This window comes from Achromobacter sp. JD-1 (assembly GCF_038594925.1).
Lineage (GTDB): Bacteria > Pseudomonadota > Gammaproteobacteria > Burkholderiales > Burkholderiaceae_B > Achromobacter > Achromobacter spanius_C.
Map to the genome: position 1 here is coordinate 483050 of NZ_JBCGCS010000001.1, position 16324 is coordinate 499373.

Genomic DNA, 16324 nt, shown 5'->3' on the forward strand with positions numbered 1-16324 from the left:
TTTTCATTATCGTGAAAGAAATTTACAAGCGGCAGCTAGGGCTTACCCGTAGGCTGCGTCAGGGGCAGGTTGGCGCGACAATAAGCAGTTCGCGAAATCACCGCGCTCCATGAAGGAAAAGCCATGTTGAAAGTCGCTTTGGGCCAGTTCGCCGTGAGCCGGGTCTGGGAAGAAAACGCGCAGGTCTGCATTGACCTGATGGAGCGCGCCCGCGCAGGCGGCGCGGGGCTTTTGGTCTTGCCCGAAGGCATCCTGGCCCGCGACATTACCGACCCGCAAATCGTGCTGAAAGCGGCTCAGCCGCTGGACGGCCCTTTCATGACCCGGCTGCTTGAAGCCAGCCGTGGTTCGTCGCTTGCCACCATGATGTGCGTGCACGTTCCAACAGGCGAAGGGCGGGTCTGGAATACTTTGGTTACCGTCCAGGACGGCCGCATCGTGTCGCAATACCGCAAGTTGCACCTGTATGACGCCTTCACGATGAAGGAATCCACCAACGTCACGGCCGGCACCGAGCTTCCGCCGTTGCTGGACATCGCCGGCCTGCGCGTGGGGCTCATGACCTGCTACGACGTGCGCTTCCCTGAATTGGCGCGCCGCCTGGCGCTGGACGGGGCCGACCTGCTGGTGCTGCCGGCGGCCTGGGTGCGCGGCCCGCTGAAGGAAATGCATTGGGAAGTGCTGGTTACGGCACGCGCGCTGGAAAACACCTGCTACGTGGCGGCCACCGGGGAATGCGGTGAACGCAATATCGGCTGCAGCATGGTGGTGGACCCGCTTGGCGTGGTGACGGCGCGCGCGGGCGAGGCGCCGGCGCTGGTGTTTGCCGATATCGACCCGGAACGCCTGGCACATGCGCGCAAGGTGCTGCCGGTGCTGGCCAACCGCCGCTTCGCACCGCCCGAACTGGCTTAGGCACGGCCGCTTGCTTCCCGGGGCAAAGGCGGCGGTCATGGTGTAATGCTGACTTGTATTTCTTGCCGTCTTCCCCCATCTGCTGCCAATGAGCAACGATCTCTTCGCGGCCGATCCTGCGCATCGGCCCTATGTGCCCCTGGCCGAGCGCCTGCGCCCGCGTTCCTTGTCCGATGTGGTCGGGCAGTCGCACCTGCTGGGTCCTGACAAGCCGCTGCGCGTGGCGTTTGAGTCCGGCCGTCCGCATTCCATGATTTTCTGGGGGCCGCCCGGCGTGGGCAAGACCACGCTGGCGCGCCTGATGGCTGATGGCTTCGATGCGCAGTTCATCGCCATTTCGGCGGTGCTGGGCGGTGTCAAGGACATCCGCGAAGCCGTCACGGTGGCGCAGGTGGCGCAAGGCCAGGGCCGCCGCACCATTCTGTTCGTGGACGAGGTGCATCGCTTCAACAAGGCGCAGCAGGACGCTTTTTTGCCTTATGTGGAAAGCGGGCTGTTCACCTTCATCGGCGCCACCACCGAAAACCCGTCCTTCGAAGTCAATTCGGCGCTGTTGTCGCGGGCCCGGGTGTACGTGCTGCAATCGCTATCGCCCGAGGAATTGCAGCAGTTGGTCGACCGCGCGGTACACGCGCTGAACGAAGGGCTGGATGACGGCGAAGCCATCCGCATCGAGCCCGACGCGCGCGAGCAATTGGCCGCCTGGGCCGACGGCGACGCGCGGCGCTTGATCAGCGCGGTGGAAGTCGTGGCGGAATCCGCGCAGTCGGCGGGCCGCGACACCGTGGATGCGGCCTGGCTGGAAATATCGCTGTCGCAGAACCTGCGCCGTTTCGACAAGGGCGGCGACGCTTTCTACGACCAGATCAGCGCGCTGCACAAATCGGTGCGCGGCTCCAATCCCGACGCCGCGCTGTATTGGTTCTGCCGCATGATCGACGGCGGGGCCGATCCCAAATACCTGTCGCGCCGCCTGGTTCGCATGGCGGTGGAAGACATCGGCCTGGCCGACCCGCGCGCCACCGACCTGGCCGTGAACGGCGCCGACATCTATGAGCGCCTGGGTTCGCCCGAAGGCGAGCTCGCCCTGGCGCAAGCGGTGGTCTACATGGCGTGTGCCGCCAAGTCCAATGCCGTCTACAACGCCTACAACCAGGCGCGCCAGTTCGCGGCTGAACACGGCAGCGCGCCGGTGCCCATCCACCTGCGCAACGCGCCCACCAAATTGATGAAGCAGTTGGGCCATGGCAAGGCCTACCGCTATGCTCACGACGAGCCGCACGGCTACGCCGCTGGCGAACAATATTTCCCTGATGGACTCAAGCCTTCCTTCTATCGGCCGACCGATCGCGGCCTGGAGGCTAAAATCCAGCAAAAGTTGGCATTCCTGCGCGAGCTGGACGCACAGGAACGCGCCAAGAACCGGTAACGGGCCCTGCCTGTTGCCTTCACTAGAACCTCAACCGACATCAACATGCTAGACCCGATACTGCTGCGCAAAGACCTGCAAACCGTCGTCGACCGCCTCAAGAGCCGTGGCGTGTCCTTCGACACGGAACGGTTCAACGACCTGGAGTCTCGCCGCAAGGCCGTCCAGACCGAAACCGAGTCCCTGCAAGCCCGCCGCAACGCGCTGGCCAAGCAGATCGGTCAGTTGAAGGCCAAGGGTGAAGACGCCAGCGCCGTCATGGCGGAATCGCAGGCGGTGCCTGTCCGCCTGAAGCAGCTGGAAGAAGAGCTGGCTGCCTTGCAGGCGCCGCTTAACGACCTGCTGATGTCGGTGCCGAACTTGCCGCACGCCAGTGTGCCCTTGGGCGAATCCGCCGACGACAACGTCGAGGTCCGTCGCTGGCTGCCGGGCGAAGCGGGTGCCGACGGCAACCCGCCCGCGCTGGCGTTCGAGGCGCGTGACCACGTCGCCATCGGCGAACCGCTGGGCCTGGATTTCGACATGGCCGCCAAGCTGTCGGGCGCGCGCTTCTCGTTCATGCGCGGCCCCATTGCCCGCCTGCACCGCGCGCTGTCCCAGTTCATGCTGGACCTGCAAACGGGTACGCACGGCTACACCGAGTGCTATACGCCTTACATCGTCAACGCATCCACCTTGTATGGAACGGGCCAGTTGCCCAAGTTCAAGGACGACATGTTCGCCGTGTCCAAGGGCGGCGGCGATGACGACCCCAAGGTTGATGCCGCGGGCAACCCTTACGTGCGTGAAGACCAATACCTGATCTCCACGTCGGAAATCACGCTGACCAGCGTGGCGCGCGATACCATCCAGGCCGCCGCCGACCTGCCGCTGAAGCTCACCGCGCATACGCCGTGCTTCCGTTCCGAAGCCGGCAGCGGCGGCCGCGACACTCGCGGCATGATCCGCCAGCATCAGTTCGACAAGGTCGAAATGGTGCAGATCACGCAGCCGGACCAGTCCTACGAAGCGTTGGAAGACATGGTCGGCCATGCCGAGCGCGTCCTGCAATTGCTGGGCCTGCCGTACCGCGTCATGCTGCTGTGCACCGGCGACATGGGCTTTGGCTCGGCCAAGACCTATGACCTGGAAGTGTGGCTGCCTGCGCAAAATACCTGGCGCGAAATTTCGTCGGTGTCCAATTGCGAAACTTTCCAGGCCCGTCGCATGCAGGCGCGTTTCCGTAATGCCCAAGGTAAACCGGAATTCGTCCACACGCTGAATGGATCGGGTTTGGCCGTTGGTCGGGCGTTGGTCGCCGTGCTGGAAAATCATCAGCAGCCTGACGGCAGCGTATTGGTTCCCGAGGCGTTGCAGCCTTATATGGGCGGTTTGACGGTGCTGAAACCCTGACGTGCGCCGCGTCTATCGGCCATATGGCTGATAAGAAAACGGAGCCTTTGGGCTCCGTTTTTTTTTATCATGTCGACATATTGCTGTCGTTTTTGCTCATTATGCTACGCGGGTAAGTGCATGATTTTGATGTGAGCAATTGTGTATTTTTAATAAAAGGGCCGGATAGATGCGGCACAATACACCCGCGTTCTACACGCTTCATTCACTTATATAACAAGGAGTTGTCCATGACTTCAAGAATGATTGGAGATTTTCGTGTGAGATGCTCTGTGGCTCGTGAAGACGAACAGGGCTACCGCGTGCAGATATGGACCCGCCGAGTAGGCGGAACCGCGCCGGAAAAATGCTGGACAGTGCCGGGACAGGCACCGTTCTCAGACTTGCACGAAGCAGAACAGGAAAGCCGTCAATTGTTCCAAGAAATCAATGGTGTGCGTTTTAACGGTGAACCGGAGTTTGCCCATGCGTCCGCATAATGGTTGGTGGCGGGCGTCCAGTGCGCCCCGCAGATGGATTGATCTTGTTCAGGAATCACCGCGTTGGGCGGATGCCAAGCCCAATCAGGTGTCTCAAAAATCCGCCGTTGCGGTGGAGAAGCCGGTACGGGCCCCCGCGGCCTGATAGTCGATCCAATGGGGCACCGGACAATGCCCTAACGGAAAAAGGCCACTCGTAAGAGTGGCCTTTGCTTTTTAACGGCGCCAGTCGCCGTGTCCCTTTCCATGGCCATGGCCACGGTAATGGCCGGGGCCGGGGCCGTAATAACGCGGGGGCGGGCCGCCGCGCCAGTGGGGACCGCCACGGTAATAGACCGGGGCGGGGTAAACCACCGGAGGCGCCACATAGACGGGCGCGGGACGGTAGTACACGGGAGGGGGAGGCGCCACGTAAACAGGAGCGGGCGCCACGTACACCGGGGCGGGGTACACCACGCCGGGCAGGCCGATGGAAATTCCCACATCCACTCGGGCGAAGGCCAGGCTGGAAATCAGCAGACCCGCGGCACCGGCACCAGCAATAAGCCATTTTTTCATGTTGCACCTGCCTGCTGCGCGACACAGCATAGTTGAGTATTCGACGTGCCTATTTTCGGGCTTTTCGGTCAAGGATTCGTAAGCGGCGCACCCTCAATAGCGACAATCCGCAACCGTCCCCTGCCGACAGGCTGGCTTTCTGCTGCGGCGCAAGATAGTGCTTGCGCTCTGGTAGAAGCACACCTGAAATCGATTGAAATGGAGTGGAATCAGATGAAGTCAGGTAGAGACGTTACAGTCAGTCACTATCACGGCGGGTAATGTGGCGCGGTCGCGTCAAATTGCCTGAGCTCCACGGAATTCCACGACCCAGACCCAAGGGTTTGCCGCCCAGGCGTGCGAACCGTAGCGTTCGCACCACATCAACGCAAACGCTGTTTGAAGGGGAACGCCCGGTAATAACGCCGAGGATTGGTACATGGCTTCCGTGCCCTCGGCGCGCGCGTCGGCTTCGGTCAGGCTTTGCAGGCGCTGAATGCGTACCCCCACAATAAGCGCCGTTGCGAATCCATTACCCGCCTCGTCGGTCAGGATAATGCTTTCGCCGATTTTTCCGTAAGGGCACCTGACCCAGCTGGACGTTTTGCGTAATTCGCAGGGGTTATCGCGATTAGGACCCATTGCCACCCAGCGGCCGGAATCGGCGGCGTCCGCATACCAAACCGTCGTGGGTTTGGAGGGTTGGGGCTTCAGAATGCGGCGACTCTGCACTTTCAAGCCAGCCAGGACGGCTTGCTTGAGCGGTTCGCTGAATTGAAGTGACTGCCTTTTCATGGGCCCGCTGTTCTCCTCTCGGTCGGCGTCCGCATACAACGTCCGCGTACTGCGTTTGGCTTTCAACCGATGTGTGACAAATGCACCAGCTAATTCAGATCAGGAGCAGGCAGTATGACGTGTCGAGTTCATGCTGTCAGGCAGGCTGTGTATTTATGTTGTCTTTTTGTACCGCCAGTGTTGTTTGTATACTCGAGCAATGACTACAGACCTGCATAATCTCAAGCCCGGTTACTACTGGTACACGATGGCCAATGACCCGCTGGCCGTTATCCACATCCATGAAGACGGCGGCGCATCGCTGATGGGCTCGGACTACCGCATCGGCGCCGAGGGCGTAGCGGATATGGTCCGCCAAGGCGAACGCTTCTTCTGGATCGAACCGCCACAAGTCTGAACCTTTGGGCTGATACGTGGCCGGCCTTTCGGGCCGGCCGCTTTCGTTCGTCCGGGAAAAATCCATGACCGACCTGCTGTTGAAAAACGTCCGCGTTGTGGCGAACAATGCCGCCGATGTTGTCGATGTGTTGGTGCGCGGTGGGCGCATCCTGCAAATCCAATCGGGTATCCAGGCGCCAGCCGACCTTCCTGTTGAGGATGGCGGCGGCGCCTTGCTGTTGCCGGGGCTGGTTGAAGGCCATACCCACCTGGACAAGACCAACTGGGATTCGCCTTGGTATGTGAATGCGGTTGGCCCCGCCCTGACCGACCGCATAGAAAACGAACGCACCTGGCGAGCCAGTACCGGCCACGACGCGGCCAGCCATGCGCGCGCGTTGGCGCTGGCTTTCCTGCGCGAAGGCACCACCCGCATCCGCAGCCATGTTGACGTGGACACCGACGCGGGCCTGCGCCATTTGGATGGCGTGCATGCCACCCGCGAAGCCTTGGCGGGCCGCGTGGAAATCCAGACCGTGGCCTTTCCGCAATCGGGCTTGTTGGTGCGCCCCGGCACGGCCGACCTGTTGGACCAGGCGCTGGCGCAAGGCGCTGATGTGTTGGGCGGACTGGACCCGTCGGCCATCGACCGCGACCCCGCCCAATCCCTGGATGTGCTGTTCGGCCTGGCCGACAAGCATGGCAAGCCGGTCGACATCCATCTGCACGAGCCCGGCGAACTGGGTGCTTTCACGCTGGATCTGATTTTGGATCGCGTCCAGGCGTTGGGCATGCAAGGCAAGGTGGTCATCAGCCATGCTTTCTGTCTGGGCGGCATTGACGCCAAGCGGCTGGAGGGACTGCTCAAACGGCTGGCGACGCTGGACGTTGCGGTGTTGACCACGGCCCCACCGTCGCGGCCGGTGCCAAGCGTGCGAGCTTGCCGCGAGGCAGGCGTGACGATCTTCGGCGGCAATGACGGCATCCGCGATACCTGGACGCCGTATGGCAGCCCCGACATGCTGGCGCGCGCCATGATGATCGGCCTGCGCAACGATCTGCGCCGCGACGACGAAGTGGAATGGGCGTTTGATTGCGTCACCGGCGCCGCCGCGCGCGCCTGTGGCTTTGCGGACTACGGCCTGATGCCGGGCGCGCGGGCTGATCTGGTGCTGGTCGACGCCAGTTGCGTGGCCGAAGCCGTGGTCACGCGCAAGCCGCGCCGTCTGGTCGTGACCCACGGCGTGGTGGCCGCCCGTAATGGCCAGGACGCCATCGCCTAAGCCTGATCGCGCGTCAAACCCAGCTGCGATTCGGTCAATGCGACGAACGCCCGCATCAGTTCCGAACGCACACCGGCGCGCTGCCAGATCGCGCCCACCGTGCGCACCGGGCAGGGCACCGGCAAGGGCCAGCGCTTCACTCGCGCGGTCGGTTCGCCCATGACGGCCCAGTCGGGCAGCACCGCCACCCCCAGCCCCTCGGCCACCAGTTTCGCAATGGAATCGATGCCGTCCAGCTCGAAGCGCACGTGTGGCCGCAGGTTGTGCGTGCGCAGATAGTCGTCGGCCATCTTGCCGCCCACCACGCTGCGGTCATAGCGGATATAGGGCTCGCGCGCGATGACGGCCAGCGGGTCGCGCACTTTCATGTCGGCGGGCGTCACCAGCACCAGAGGTTCGTGGCGCAGGTCGCGCCAGTCGCAGGTCTTGGGTAATGCAAACAGCGGGTGCACCAGCAGCGCGCCATCCAGCTCGCCGGACAGCACCTTGCTGTAGAGCAGGGTGGTGGGCGCGGGCTCGATGTAGATCTCGATATGGGGATGGCGGGCCACCCAGGTGCGCAGCACGGGCGGCATGATGCCGGTCAGCGCGGTGGGCGTGGCGCCCAGGCGCAAGGGGCCGGCCGGAAGCTCGGTGTCGCTGGCCGCCGAGCGCAGGTCGCGCACATCTCGCAGGATATGGCGGGCGCGCTCAAGAATGCGGATGCCGGCAGGCGTGGGCTTGACCGTGCGGCCAGACCGGGCGATCAGGGCGCTGCCCACGTCGCCCTCCAGCGCGCGCAGTCGCTGCTGCACGGTGGCGGGGGTCAAGCCCTGATGGCGCGCGGCCTGGGCGATGGAGCCTAGCTCCACCACATGCACATAGGTTTGAAGAAAGCGGGAGTCCACGGCGCTTGCCCTTGGTGAAGATGTTTTTTTCGTATTCTAAAGATGGGTGAAGATAATTGTTGTTTTCTTTGGCGGCGGGAAGAATACGTCCAGAGCGATCCGCCCGCGCACGCTGCGCCGGCGTCGCCCGTTGGAATCCCGCCATCAAGGAGCTTGCCGTGCCCATTATTGAATCCATCGACGTTTGCGCCGCCGCGGTGCCCCTGGACAAAGTCACGTCGTTTTCGAACCGCAGCGTGTCCACCCGCCACTACGGCCTGGTCAAGGTCCGTTCCAGCGACGGCGTGGAAGGCATCGGCTTTTGCTACGTGGGCAGTGCCGGCGGCGCCATCTTCGAAGCGGCCGTCCAAAGCCTGTTGGCGCCGGTGCTGCTGGGCCGCGATTCACACGCCGTCGAAGGCCTGTGGCAAGCCATGTACCAAGAGGCGTTGTTGCAAGGCCGCCAGGGCACCGTGATGCGCGCATTGAGCGCGCTGGACATTGCGCTGTGGGACCTGAACGCCAAGACGGCCAGCCTGCCGCTGCACAAATTCCTGGGCGCGGTCGAACTGGAAACCGTGCCTGCTTACGCCAGCGGCGGCTACTACCTGGACGGCAAGACGCCGCAGCACCTGGGCGAGGAAATGGCCAGCTATGTGGACAAGGGCTTTCGCGCCGTCAAGATGAAGACCGGCCGCCTGTCCCCGCGCGAGGAAGAGGCGCGCTTGAAGGCGGCGCGCGAGGCCGTGGGCCCCGACGTCGAGCTGATGATGGACTGCAACAACGCCTGGCAGGACGTGACCCAGGCCATGCAGTACATCCGCCGCTTTGAGCAGTACGAGCCCTATTTCATCGAAGAGCCCTTCGGGCCGGACGATATCGACAGCCACGCCAAGCTGGCGCGGCTGACGCATCTGCCGATCGCCACGGCCGAAATCGGCTATGGCCGCTGGTATCACAAGGAACTGCTCGACAAGGGCGCGGCCGGCATCCTGCAGACCGATGCGGCGGTGTGCGGCGGCATCACCGAGTGGAAGCGCATTGCGGCCACCGCCGCCAGCTACGGCGTGGTGGTCTGCCCGCATTGGTTCCACGACGTGCACGCGCCCTTGGTCGCGGCGACGCCGAACGCGCGATACGTCGAATTTTTCTGGGATGACCAGGTGTTGAATTTCCGCAAGCTGATTGATCGGCAACTGACTCACAAGCAGGGCCGCGTGGTCTTGCACCAAGAGCCAGGGTTGGGCTTCAGCTTCGAAGAGGGCATGGTCGAAAAGTTTGGCAAGTGGGTCCGCATCAGTCGTTGAACACCGGCCGCGGCAAGCGGCGCCTTTTCAAAACAAGCAGCCGGCCTTCGAGGCCGGCGCGAGGAGACAAGCATGCAACGCAGGCAATTCATGACCGGCGCCGCGGCGCTGGGGGCGGCGCTTGTGCTGCCCACGGCGGCAAGGGCGCAGCAGGACATGCCGTCGGGTCCGGTGAAAATCGTGGTGGGCTTTCCGGCGGGCGGCGGCACCGACGTGCTGGCGCGCCTGTTGGGGCAAAAGCTGGGCGTGATGTGGAACATTCCCGTCATTGTGGAAAACCGCGCCGGGGCGGCGGGCGTCATCGCGGCCGAGCAGGTGGCGCGCCAGCCCAATGATGGCAACACGCTGTTGATGGCGCATGTGAACAGCCACGGCATTGCGCCAGGCTTGCAGCCCAAGCTGGCCTATGCGGTGGACCAGGATTTTTCGCCCATCGCCTTGGTGGGCAAGACGCCCACCATCCTGATCGGCGGCGCGTCGCAGCCCGCCAAGACGCTGCCTGACTTGGTCAAGCTGTGTCGCGCGCAGCCAGGGAAGATCGTGTTCGGGTCGGCGGGGGCAGGGTCGGCCCAGCATCTGGCGCTGGAAATTTTCAAGGCGCGCGCCGGCATCGACGTGCTGCATGTGCCGTACAAGGGCTCGGCGCCGTTGATGAACGATCTGCTGGGCGGCCACGTGCAGTATTGCTTTGAAGGCATGACGACGGCCACGCCGCTGGTGCAGTCCGGCAAGGTGATCGCGTTGGCGCAGACCTTGCAGCAGCGCTCAAAGAGCCACCCCACTGTGCCGACGGTGGCGGAACAAGGCTACCCGGGATTTGAGGCCAGCATCTGGTTCGGCATGGTGGGTCCGGGCAAGATGCCCGACGCCATGGTCCAGCGCATGAACCGCGATATCGATCAGGTCTTGGCGATGGCGGACGTGCAGGAAAAGCTGGCGCAAGTGGGCGCGGAAGACGGCGGCGGCAGCGTGCAGCGCTTTGCCGACTTCATGGTTCAGGAACAGCGCAAATACGCCAAGACCATCAAAGACGCGAAGATCATCGTGGAAAGCTGATGCGCGCGCGCTCGTAGCCCGGCAGCGCCGCGCACGGGCGGTCAGCACCGCCGTAGCCCGCCGGACGCGACGCGCGTCAGCCCTCGCGTGCGGTCGCGTTCGGCTCCGACCCTTCCCACCCCGCCATCGCCGAGATCGACCGCGCTTTTTCGCGCAGCAGGCGCGCGGTGTCGGAATCCAGGTCGTCGTCGATGGCGCCCACCGGCCCCATCAAGGTGATGGCCGCCGTCATCTCGCCCAGCATGTCGAAGATGGGCGCGGACAGCGACGTGAAGTGCGGCAGCAGCGCATGGCGGCAGCGGCTGATGTGGTGCTTTTGCACCTCGTCGCGGATGGCCTGCACGTCTTTCGCCGTATAGGAATTGCCGGGGGCGCCGCCCTGGCTTTCGGGAATGGACGAGGCCATCTCGCGGTCCAGCAGGTCGCGGGTCAGGGCGTCCGGCAAATGCGCCAGGAAGTTGCGGCCCAGCGCTGACGACAGTAGCGGCATCACCGTGCCCACGCGCAATTCCAGCAAGGGCCGGCTGCGGCTGCCTTCCACTCGGTACACGATGGTCGGCCCCTTGTTGCCCCACACCCCCAGAAACACGGTATGCCCGGTCACCGCCGCCACCTCGGCCATGATGGGCCGCGCCGTGGTGAACACATCGAACTGCTCCAAGGCCGCCAGCCCCAGCCGCAGTGCGTACGGACCCAAGCCGTAGTGGCCCGTGTCCGCATGCTGCTGCACCACGCCCACCTTCTGAAAACTGACCAGGTAGTAGTGCACGTTGGGCACGGTCAGCTCACAGGCGTCGGCAATTTCCTTCAGCGGTAACGGCCGGCCCGTCTTGCGGATCAGGTCCAGGATGCGAAAGCCCACTTCAATGGATTGAATCCCCCTGCGCGCTGCGGTCGGCGTCTTTTCCGTGTTCTTTTCTACCTTGCCGGCGGGCCTTGCCATTGCTGCCTCCACTGTGTGTTTGGCGGCAGTGTAGCAGCGGCCAACAGGGGCTTGCGGCCGCTTGCCGGACCCGGTTTCGGGTTTCCCCCAGCTTTGTCCAGGCCGGTTTTAAGTTTGATAATAGTTAATGCATACAGCAGTATCAATCTAAAAACACAGGGGAAAGCAAGCATGGAAGCAAATGTGGCAGCCGTGGGGCGCATCGGCGACGCGCCGACGCTAAGCAGGAAAGAGGAACGTCAGGTGGTGGTGGCGTCCACCTTGGGCACCTTGTTCGAGTGGTACGACTTTTTCATCTACGGGACCCTGGCGGTGTTCATGAGCCAGGTGTTGTTCCCGCAGGACAACCCCACGGTGGCGCTGCTGGCCGCCTTGGGCGCGCTGGCTGTGGGCTTCATCATTCGCCCCTTGGGCGCCGTGATGTTCGGCTACCTGGGCGACAAGTGGGGCCGCAAATACACGTTTCTGATCACGGTCGTGATGATGGGCGGGGCCACCGTGCTGATCGGCTGCCTGCCCACCTATGAATCCGCCGGCCATTTGTCGTGGATTCTGCTGCTGACGTTGCGCGTCGTGCAGGGCCTGGCCGTGGGCGGCGAGTACGGCGGCGCGGTGATCTACGTGGCCGAGCATTGCGAGCCCAAGCGCCGTGGCTTGCTGACCGGGTGGATCCAGATCACCTCGTCGGCCGGCTTGATCCTGTCGCTGGTCGTCATCCTGTGCACCCAGGCGTCCATGAGCGCCGAGGACTTCCGCCAATGGGGATGGCGTCTGCCGTTCATTCTGTCGATCGTGATGCTGGCCATTTCGATCTACGTGCGCGCCAAGCTGCATGAATCGCCCGTCTTCACGCGCATGAAGCAGCAGAACCGCCTGTCGAAGAATCCCATCAAGGAAACGTTCGGCCAATGGTCCAGCCTGCGCCTGGTGCTGCTGGCGCTGATCGGCGTCACCGCCGGCCAGGGCGCCACCTACTTCACGGGCCAGTTCTACGTGATGATCTTCCTGCAACAAGCCGTGCAGTTGGACCAGACCAGCGTCTACACGCTGATCCTGATCGGCTTCATCATCGGCGCGCCCACGTTCGTGCTGTTCGGCTGGCTGTCCGACCGTATCGGCCGCAAATGGATCATGATGGCGGGTCTGTTCATCGCCGCCATCGGCTACCACTCGATGTTCGAGGTGCTGTTGAAAGCCGGCAACCCCGCGCTGGCCCAGGCCATGCAGAGCACGCCGGTGCTGGTGCATGCCGATACCAGCGGCGGCGCGTGCGACTTCGGTTTGCAGGCCGCGATGGTCGGCAGCCATGCCGACCACAAGAAAGTGTGCGTGCAGGCCAAGAAATTCCTGGTCGGCAAGGGCATCAACTTTGAATACGCCGCGCCCCTGCCGGGCCAGACCATTGCCATGAGCGTGGGCGGCGTTACCGTCAACGGTTTTGACCGCGCGGGCTATGCCCAGGCCTTGAGCGCGGCGGGCTACCCCGATCGCGCTGACCCCGCCCGCGTCGACCGCGCCACCATCATCCTGATCCTGGTGCTGATGACCGCCGTGGTTGCGATGGTTTATGGACCGGTTGCGTCCTACCTGGTTGAACTGTTCCCGGCCCGCATCCGCTACACCGCGCTATCCTTCCCGTACCACATCGGCGCGGGCATCTTCGGCGGCATCGTGCCCTTTACCGCCACCTACCTGGCGCAGGCCAGTGGCAATATCTTTGGCGGCTTGATGTATCCGGTTGTCGTGATGGTGGTGGTGGGCATCATCGGCAGCTTGTTCCTGCCGAACACCCGCGCCCAAGCCATCGACGAAGACCCCATCCACTAAAAAAGCGAGGAGAAACATGTCCGTGCAAGCGAGTTTCAAGGCCGCCGTCATCCAGGCGGCGTCCATCCCCACCGACAGCGTCGCCTGCGCCAACAAGGCCGCGTCGCTGATCCGGCAGGCGGCCGAGCAGGGTGCCCGGGTGCTGGTGTTTCCCGAAGCCTTCCTGGGGGGCTACCCCAAGGGCAATTCCTTTGGCGCCCCCATCGGCGTGCGCAAGCCCGAAGGCCGCGACGCCTTCGCCAGCTATCACCGGCAGGCCGTGCGGCTGGATGGCGAAGAAGTCGCCATCGTGGCGCAGGCCGCAGCCGACACCGATAGCTTCGTCGTCATGGGCTGCATTGAAGCCGACGGCGGCACGCTGTACTGCACCGTGCTGTACTTCAATGGCCAGCAAGGCCTGGTCGGCAAACACCGCAAGCTGATGCCGACGGCGGGCGAACGGCTGATCTGGGGCTTTGGCGACGGCTCGACGATGCCCGTTTTCGATACGCCCTACGGCAAGATCGGCGCGGTCATCTGCTGGGAAAACTACATGCCCATGTTGCGCATGTACATGTACAGCCAGGGCGTGGCCTTGTACTGCGCGCCCACGGCCGACGACCGCGATAGCTGGATTCCCAGCATGCGCCACATTGCGCTGGAAGGCCGCTGCTATGTGCTGACCGCCTGCCAGCACCTGCGCCGCGACGCCTATCCTGAAGACTTCGAATGCTCGCTGGGCGATGCGCCCGACACGGTGTTGATGCGGGGCGGCAGCGCCATCATCGACCCCTTGGGCGAAGTGCTGGCCGGCCCGGATTTTTCCGACGAAACCATTCTGTACGCCGACATCAACCCCAACCAGATCCTGCGCGGCAAGTACGACTTTGACGTGTCCGGCCATTACGCGCGGCCGGACGTGTTCCAGCTTCAGGTCGACACCCGCGAAAAGCGGGCGGTTTCCGCCGTGTCCACGGCGGTTGCTGGCGGTGTCCAGGAGCCCTGAAACATGCATTTTGATTTCAGCGCCTTGCCTTCGCAGACGGTCTACAAGCTGCTGACCTCGACCGTCACCCCCCGCCCGATCGCGTGGGTCACCACGATATCGGGCGACGGGTGCGTCAATGCGGCGCCGTTCAGCTTTTTCAACGTCATGGGGCACCAACCTCCCACGGTTGCCATCGGCCTGATGCGCCGCGCCAACGGTGAACTGAAAGACACCAGCGCCAACATCATCGAAAACGGCGAGTTCGTGGTGAACCTGGTGCCCGAAGCCCTGATGCAGCAGATGAACCAGACCTGCGCGGACTACCCGCCTGGGGTGGATGAACTGAGCAAGGCGGGGCTGACGGCGCTGCCCGCCGCGCACGTGCGTCCGCCCTTGATCCAGGGCAGCCCGGTGTCTTTGGAATGCGTCAGCCAGGCCACCATCGTGACCGGCCCGCACCAGGTCGTCGTGATCGGCCGGGTGCTGGGCGCGCATGTGGCCGATGCCTATGTGCAGGACGCCGAGCGCGGCTACGTGAACACCGCCGAAATGGGGCTGGTTGCGCGCATGCACGGCAGCGGGTGGTACGCTCGCAGCACGGATTTGTTCCAGTTGGCGAGGCCCACCGAACCCTAGCCGCATGACAGAAAGGAGAAAAGATGATTGCTCGTTGGCGCTGGGCGCTTAAGCAATTGACCAGGCGCCTGTGGTTCAGGGCCAGTCTTTTCTCCTTGCTGGGCGTGGCGACCGCCTTGCTTGCCGTCATCTTCAAGGGCGCCATTCCCGAGACCTTGCCCGCCCGCATCGGCGCCGACGCGGTGGACAAGATCCTGGGCATCATCGCGTCCAGCATGTTGGCGGTAACCACCTTTTCGCTCAGCACCATGGTGGCGGCCTACGGTGCGGCAAGCAGTGGCGTGACGCCGCGCGCAACCACGCTTGTGATGCAGGACACCACCACCCAGAACGCCCTGGCGACCTTCATCGGCTCGTTTCTGTTCAGCCTGGTGGGCATCATCGCGCTGAGCACGGGCGCCTATGGCGCGCAAGGGCGGGTCCTGCTGTTCGCGGTGACGATCGCGGTAGTGATCCTGATCGTCTACACACTGCTGCGCTGGATCGATCATCTGTCGAAGCTCGGGCGCGTCGGCGAAACCATCGACCGCGTTGAAACCGCGACTATCGACGCTATCCGGCACCGCGTTCAGTGGCCTTGCCTGGGCGCAAGCCCGTATCCCGCGTCGGGGCAGCGCCCCGGTTCGGCGCAGGCTGTGGCAAGTGGGCAGACGGGCTACGTCCAGCACATCGACGTGCAGGCGCTGGGCCAGATCGCGCGGGAAAATCAGACCTTGATCTACCTGGATGTTTTGCCCGGCGCCTTCGCCCATGTCGGGATGGTGCTGGCGTGGACGGTGCCCGAGTCCGGCAGCGAACCGGCCGCGCGCGACGCGCTCGACCACGACATCATGGGCGCCATCACCCTGGGCACGTATCGCACGTTCGAGCACGACCCCCGCTTTGGCCTGTCGGTGCTTTCCGAAATTGCGTCCCGCGCCTTGTCGCCCGCCGTCAATGACCCCGGAACGGCGATAGACGTCATCGGCAGGGGCGTCCGAAGCCTGACCTGCTGGGCGCAGCCACCGGCCGAGCAAGAGGAGGTCGAACCCGACTGCCAGCGGGTCTACGTGCAAAGCCTGGACGTGGACGATCTGTTCGACGACTTTTTCGGCCCTATCGCCCGAGACGGCGCGGGCTTGCTGGAAGTCGACATGCGCATGACCAAGGCGCTGTTGAGCCTGGCGGAGATCAACCCGACGCTATTCAAGCCGGCCGCTTCCCGGCATGTCGCGCGTTTGCTCGGGTACGCAGAGAACGCGTTGGGCTTGGATGAAGACAAGCGGCGGCTACGCGAGCTGGCCCTGCCGCTGCTGCGCTAGGGCGCGGCTCGCCGGGCGAGATGGCCCCGTTTTTCGGCGCTCCAGGTGGGCGCAATCTCGCGGTCCGGACCCGATTTAGCAAAGGGACGAGCTTGTGCCAATTCGTTCTCCAGTTCCCGGGATGCGGCGCAAATCGCCGCTGCTAGCATCTGCTCAACCTCGGTGAGAACCCTCGGTTTCGACTTCCCCGCTGGCATCTTTCATCCCTTTGAG

Annotated in this window: 16 protein-coding genes; 12 read left to right on the plus strand and 4 right to left on the minus strand. The window is 63.7% G+C overall.

The features are described from left to right. Positions 1-123: 123 nt before the first annotated feature. The 4 genes from WBR68_RS02235 to WBR68_RS02250 all read left to right on the plus strand — a co-directional run bounded on the left by WBR68_RS02235 (position 124) and on the right by WBR68_RS02250 (position 4215). Positions 124-915: a deaminated glutathione amidase gene (locus tag WBR68_RS02235; RefSeq protein ID WP_083447384.1), complete on the plus strand. Its 792-nt coding sequence runs from the start codon at positions 124-126 to the stop codon at positions 913-915. An 88-nt stretch (positions 916-1003) separates the two neighbouring features. Further along, entirely contained in the window at positions 1004-2344 is a 1341-nt protein-coding gene (locus WBR68_RS02240) for a replication-associated recombination protein A (RefSeq protein ID WP_127183679.1), read from the plus strand. Positions 2345-2389: 45 nt separating this feature from the next. Further along, on the plus strand, positions 2390-3736 hold the full coding sequence (serS, locus tag WBR68_RS02245; RefSeq protein ID WP_230693427.1) for a serine--tRNA ligase: 1347 nt from the start codon (positions 2390-2392) through the stop codon (positions 3734-3736). A 230-nt stretch (positions 3737-3966) separates the two neighbouring features. Further along, on the plus strand, positions 3967-4215 hold the full coding sequence (locus tag WBR68_RS02250) for a hypothetical protein (protein ID WP_082134366.1): 249 nt from the start codon (positions 3967-3969) through the stop codon (positions 4213-4215). A gap of 216 nt (positions 4216-4431) precedes the next feature. Here WBR68_RS02250 and WBR68_RS02255 read toward each other — a convergent pair whose 3' ends face one another. Next, complete coding sequence (locus WBR68_RS02255; RefSeq protein ID WP_083447383.1) at positions 4432-4773, minus strand: virulence factor; 342 nt, start codon at positions 4771-4773, stop codon at positions 4432-4434. A gap of 276 nt (positions 4774-5049) precedes the next feature. Then, positions 5050-5547, minus strand: coding sequence for an ASCH domain-containing protein (locus WBR68_RS02260; protein ID WP_050447317.1), 498 nt, complete (start codon positions 5545-5547; stop codon positions 5050-5052). 199 nt (positions 5548-5746) lie between these two features. Here WBR68_RS02260 and WBR68_RS02265 point away from each other — a divergent pair, with 199 nt between their 5' ends. Both WBR68_RS02265 and WBR68_RS02270 read left to right on the plus strand, forming a co-directional pair. Continuing rightward, positions 5747-5944, plus strand: coding sequence for a hypothetical protein (locus WBR68_RS02265; protein WP_082134365.1), 198 nt, complete (start codon positions 5747-5749; stop codon positions 5942-5944). A gap of 64 nt (positions 5945-6008) precedes the next feature. After that, on the plus strand, positions 6009-7208 hold the full coding sequence (locus tag WBR68_RS02270) for an amidohydrolase family protein (RefSeq protein WP_127183681.1): 1200 nt from the start codon (positions 6009-6011) through the stop codon (positions 7206-7208). Here the strand turns inward: WBR68_RS02270 and WBR68_RS02275 are convergent. Beyond that, on the minus strand, positions 7205-8095 hold the full coding sequence (locus WBR68_RS02275; RefSeq protein ID WP_127183682.1) for a LysR family transcriptional regulator: 891 nt from the start codon (positions 8093-8095) through the stop codon (positions 7205-7207). The genes WBR68_RS02270 and WBR68_RS02275 overlap by 4 nt on opposite strands. A gap of 158 nt (positions 8096-8253) precedes the next feature. On the opposite strand from WBR68_RS02275, the gene WBR68_RS02280 reads away from it, so the two are divergent. Both WBR68_RS02280 and WBR68_RS02285 read left to right on the plus strand, forming a co-directional pair. Then, positions 8254-9381, plus strand: coding sequence for a mandelate racemase/muconate lactonizing enzyme family protein (locus tag WBR68_RS02280; protein ID WP_127183683.1), 1128 nt, complete (start codon positions 8254-8256; stop codon positions 9379-9381). A 72-nt stretch (positions 9382-9453) separates the two neighbouring features. Next, complete coding sequence (locus WBR68_RS02285; RefSeq protein WP_230693428.1) at positions 9454-10437, plus strand: Bug family tripartite tricarboxylate transporter substrate binding protein; 984 nt, start codon at positions 9454-9456, stop codon at positions 10435-10437. Positions 10438-10513: 76 nt separating this feature from the next. Here the strand turns inward: WBR68_RS02285 and WBR68_RS02290 are convergent, their stop codons facing one another. After that, complete coding sequence (locus tag WBR68_RS02290; RefSeq protein ID WP_050447188.1) at positions 10514-11380, minus strand: IclR family transcriptional regulator; 867 nt, start codon at positions 11378-11380, stop codon at positions 10514-10516. A 171-nt stretch (positions 11381-11551) separates the two neighbouring features. Here WBR68_RS02290 and WBR68_RS02295 point away from each other — a divergent pair, with 171 nt between their 5' ends. From WBR68_RS02295 to WBR68_RS02310, 4 genes are read left to right on the plus strand one after another with little or no spacing between them, the layout of a single operon-like run. Continuing rightward, positions 11552-13207 (plus strand): MFS transporter, encoded by a 1656-nt coding sequence (locus tag WBR68_RS02295; protein WP_050447187.1) that lies wholly within the window; start codon positions 11552-11554, stop codon positions 13205-13207. Positions 13208-13223: 16 nt separating this feature from the next. Beyond that, a complete protein-coding gene (locus WBR68_RS02300) occupies positions 13224-14192 on the plus strand; it encodes a carbon-nitrogen hydrolase family protein (RefSeq protein WP_230693429.1) in 969 nt (322 codons plus the stop codon). Between the two features lie 3 nt (positions 14193-14195). After that, positions 14196-14810, plus strand: coding sequence for a flavin reductase family protein (locus tag WBR68_RS02305; RefSeq protein ID WP_050447185.1), 615 nt, complete (start codon positions 14196-14198; stop codon positions 14808-14810). A gap of 23 nt (positions 14811-14833) precedes the next feature. Beyond that, the gene (locus WBR68_RS02310) at positions 14834-16111 is read left to right on the plus strand and encodes a DUF2254 domain-containing protein (RefSeq protein WP_230693430.1); all 1278 of its coding nucleotides are present in this window, start codon (positions 14834-14836) and stop codon (positions 16109-16111) included. The last annotated feature ends 213 nt before the right edge of the window (positions 16112-16324 follow it).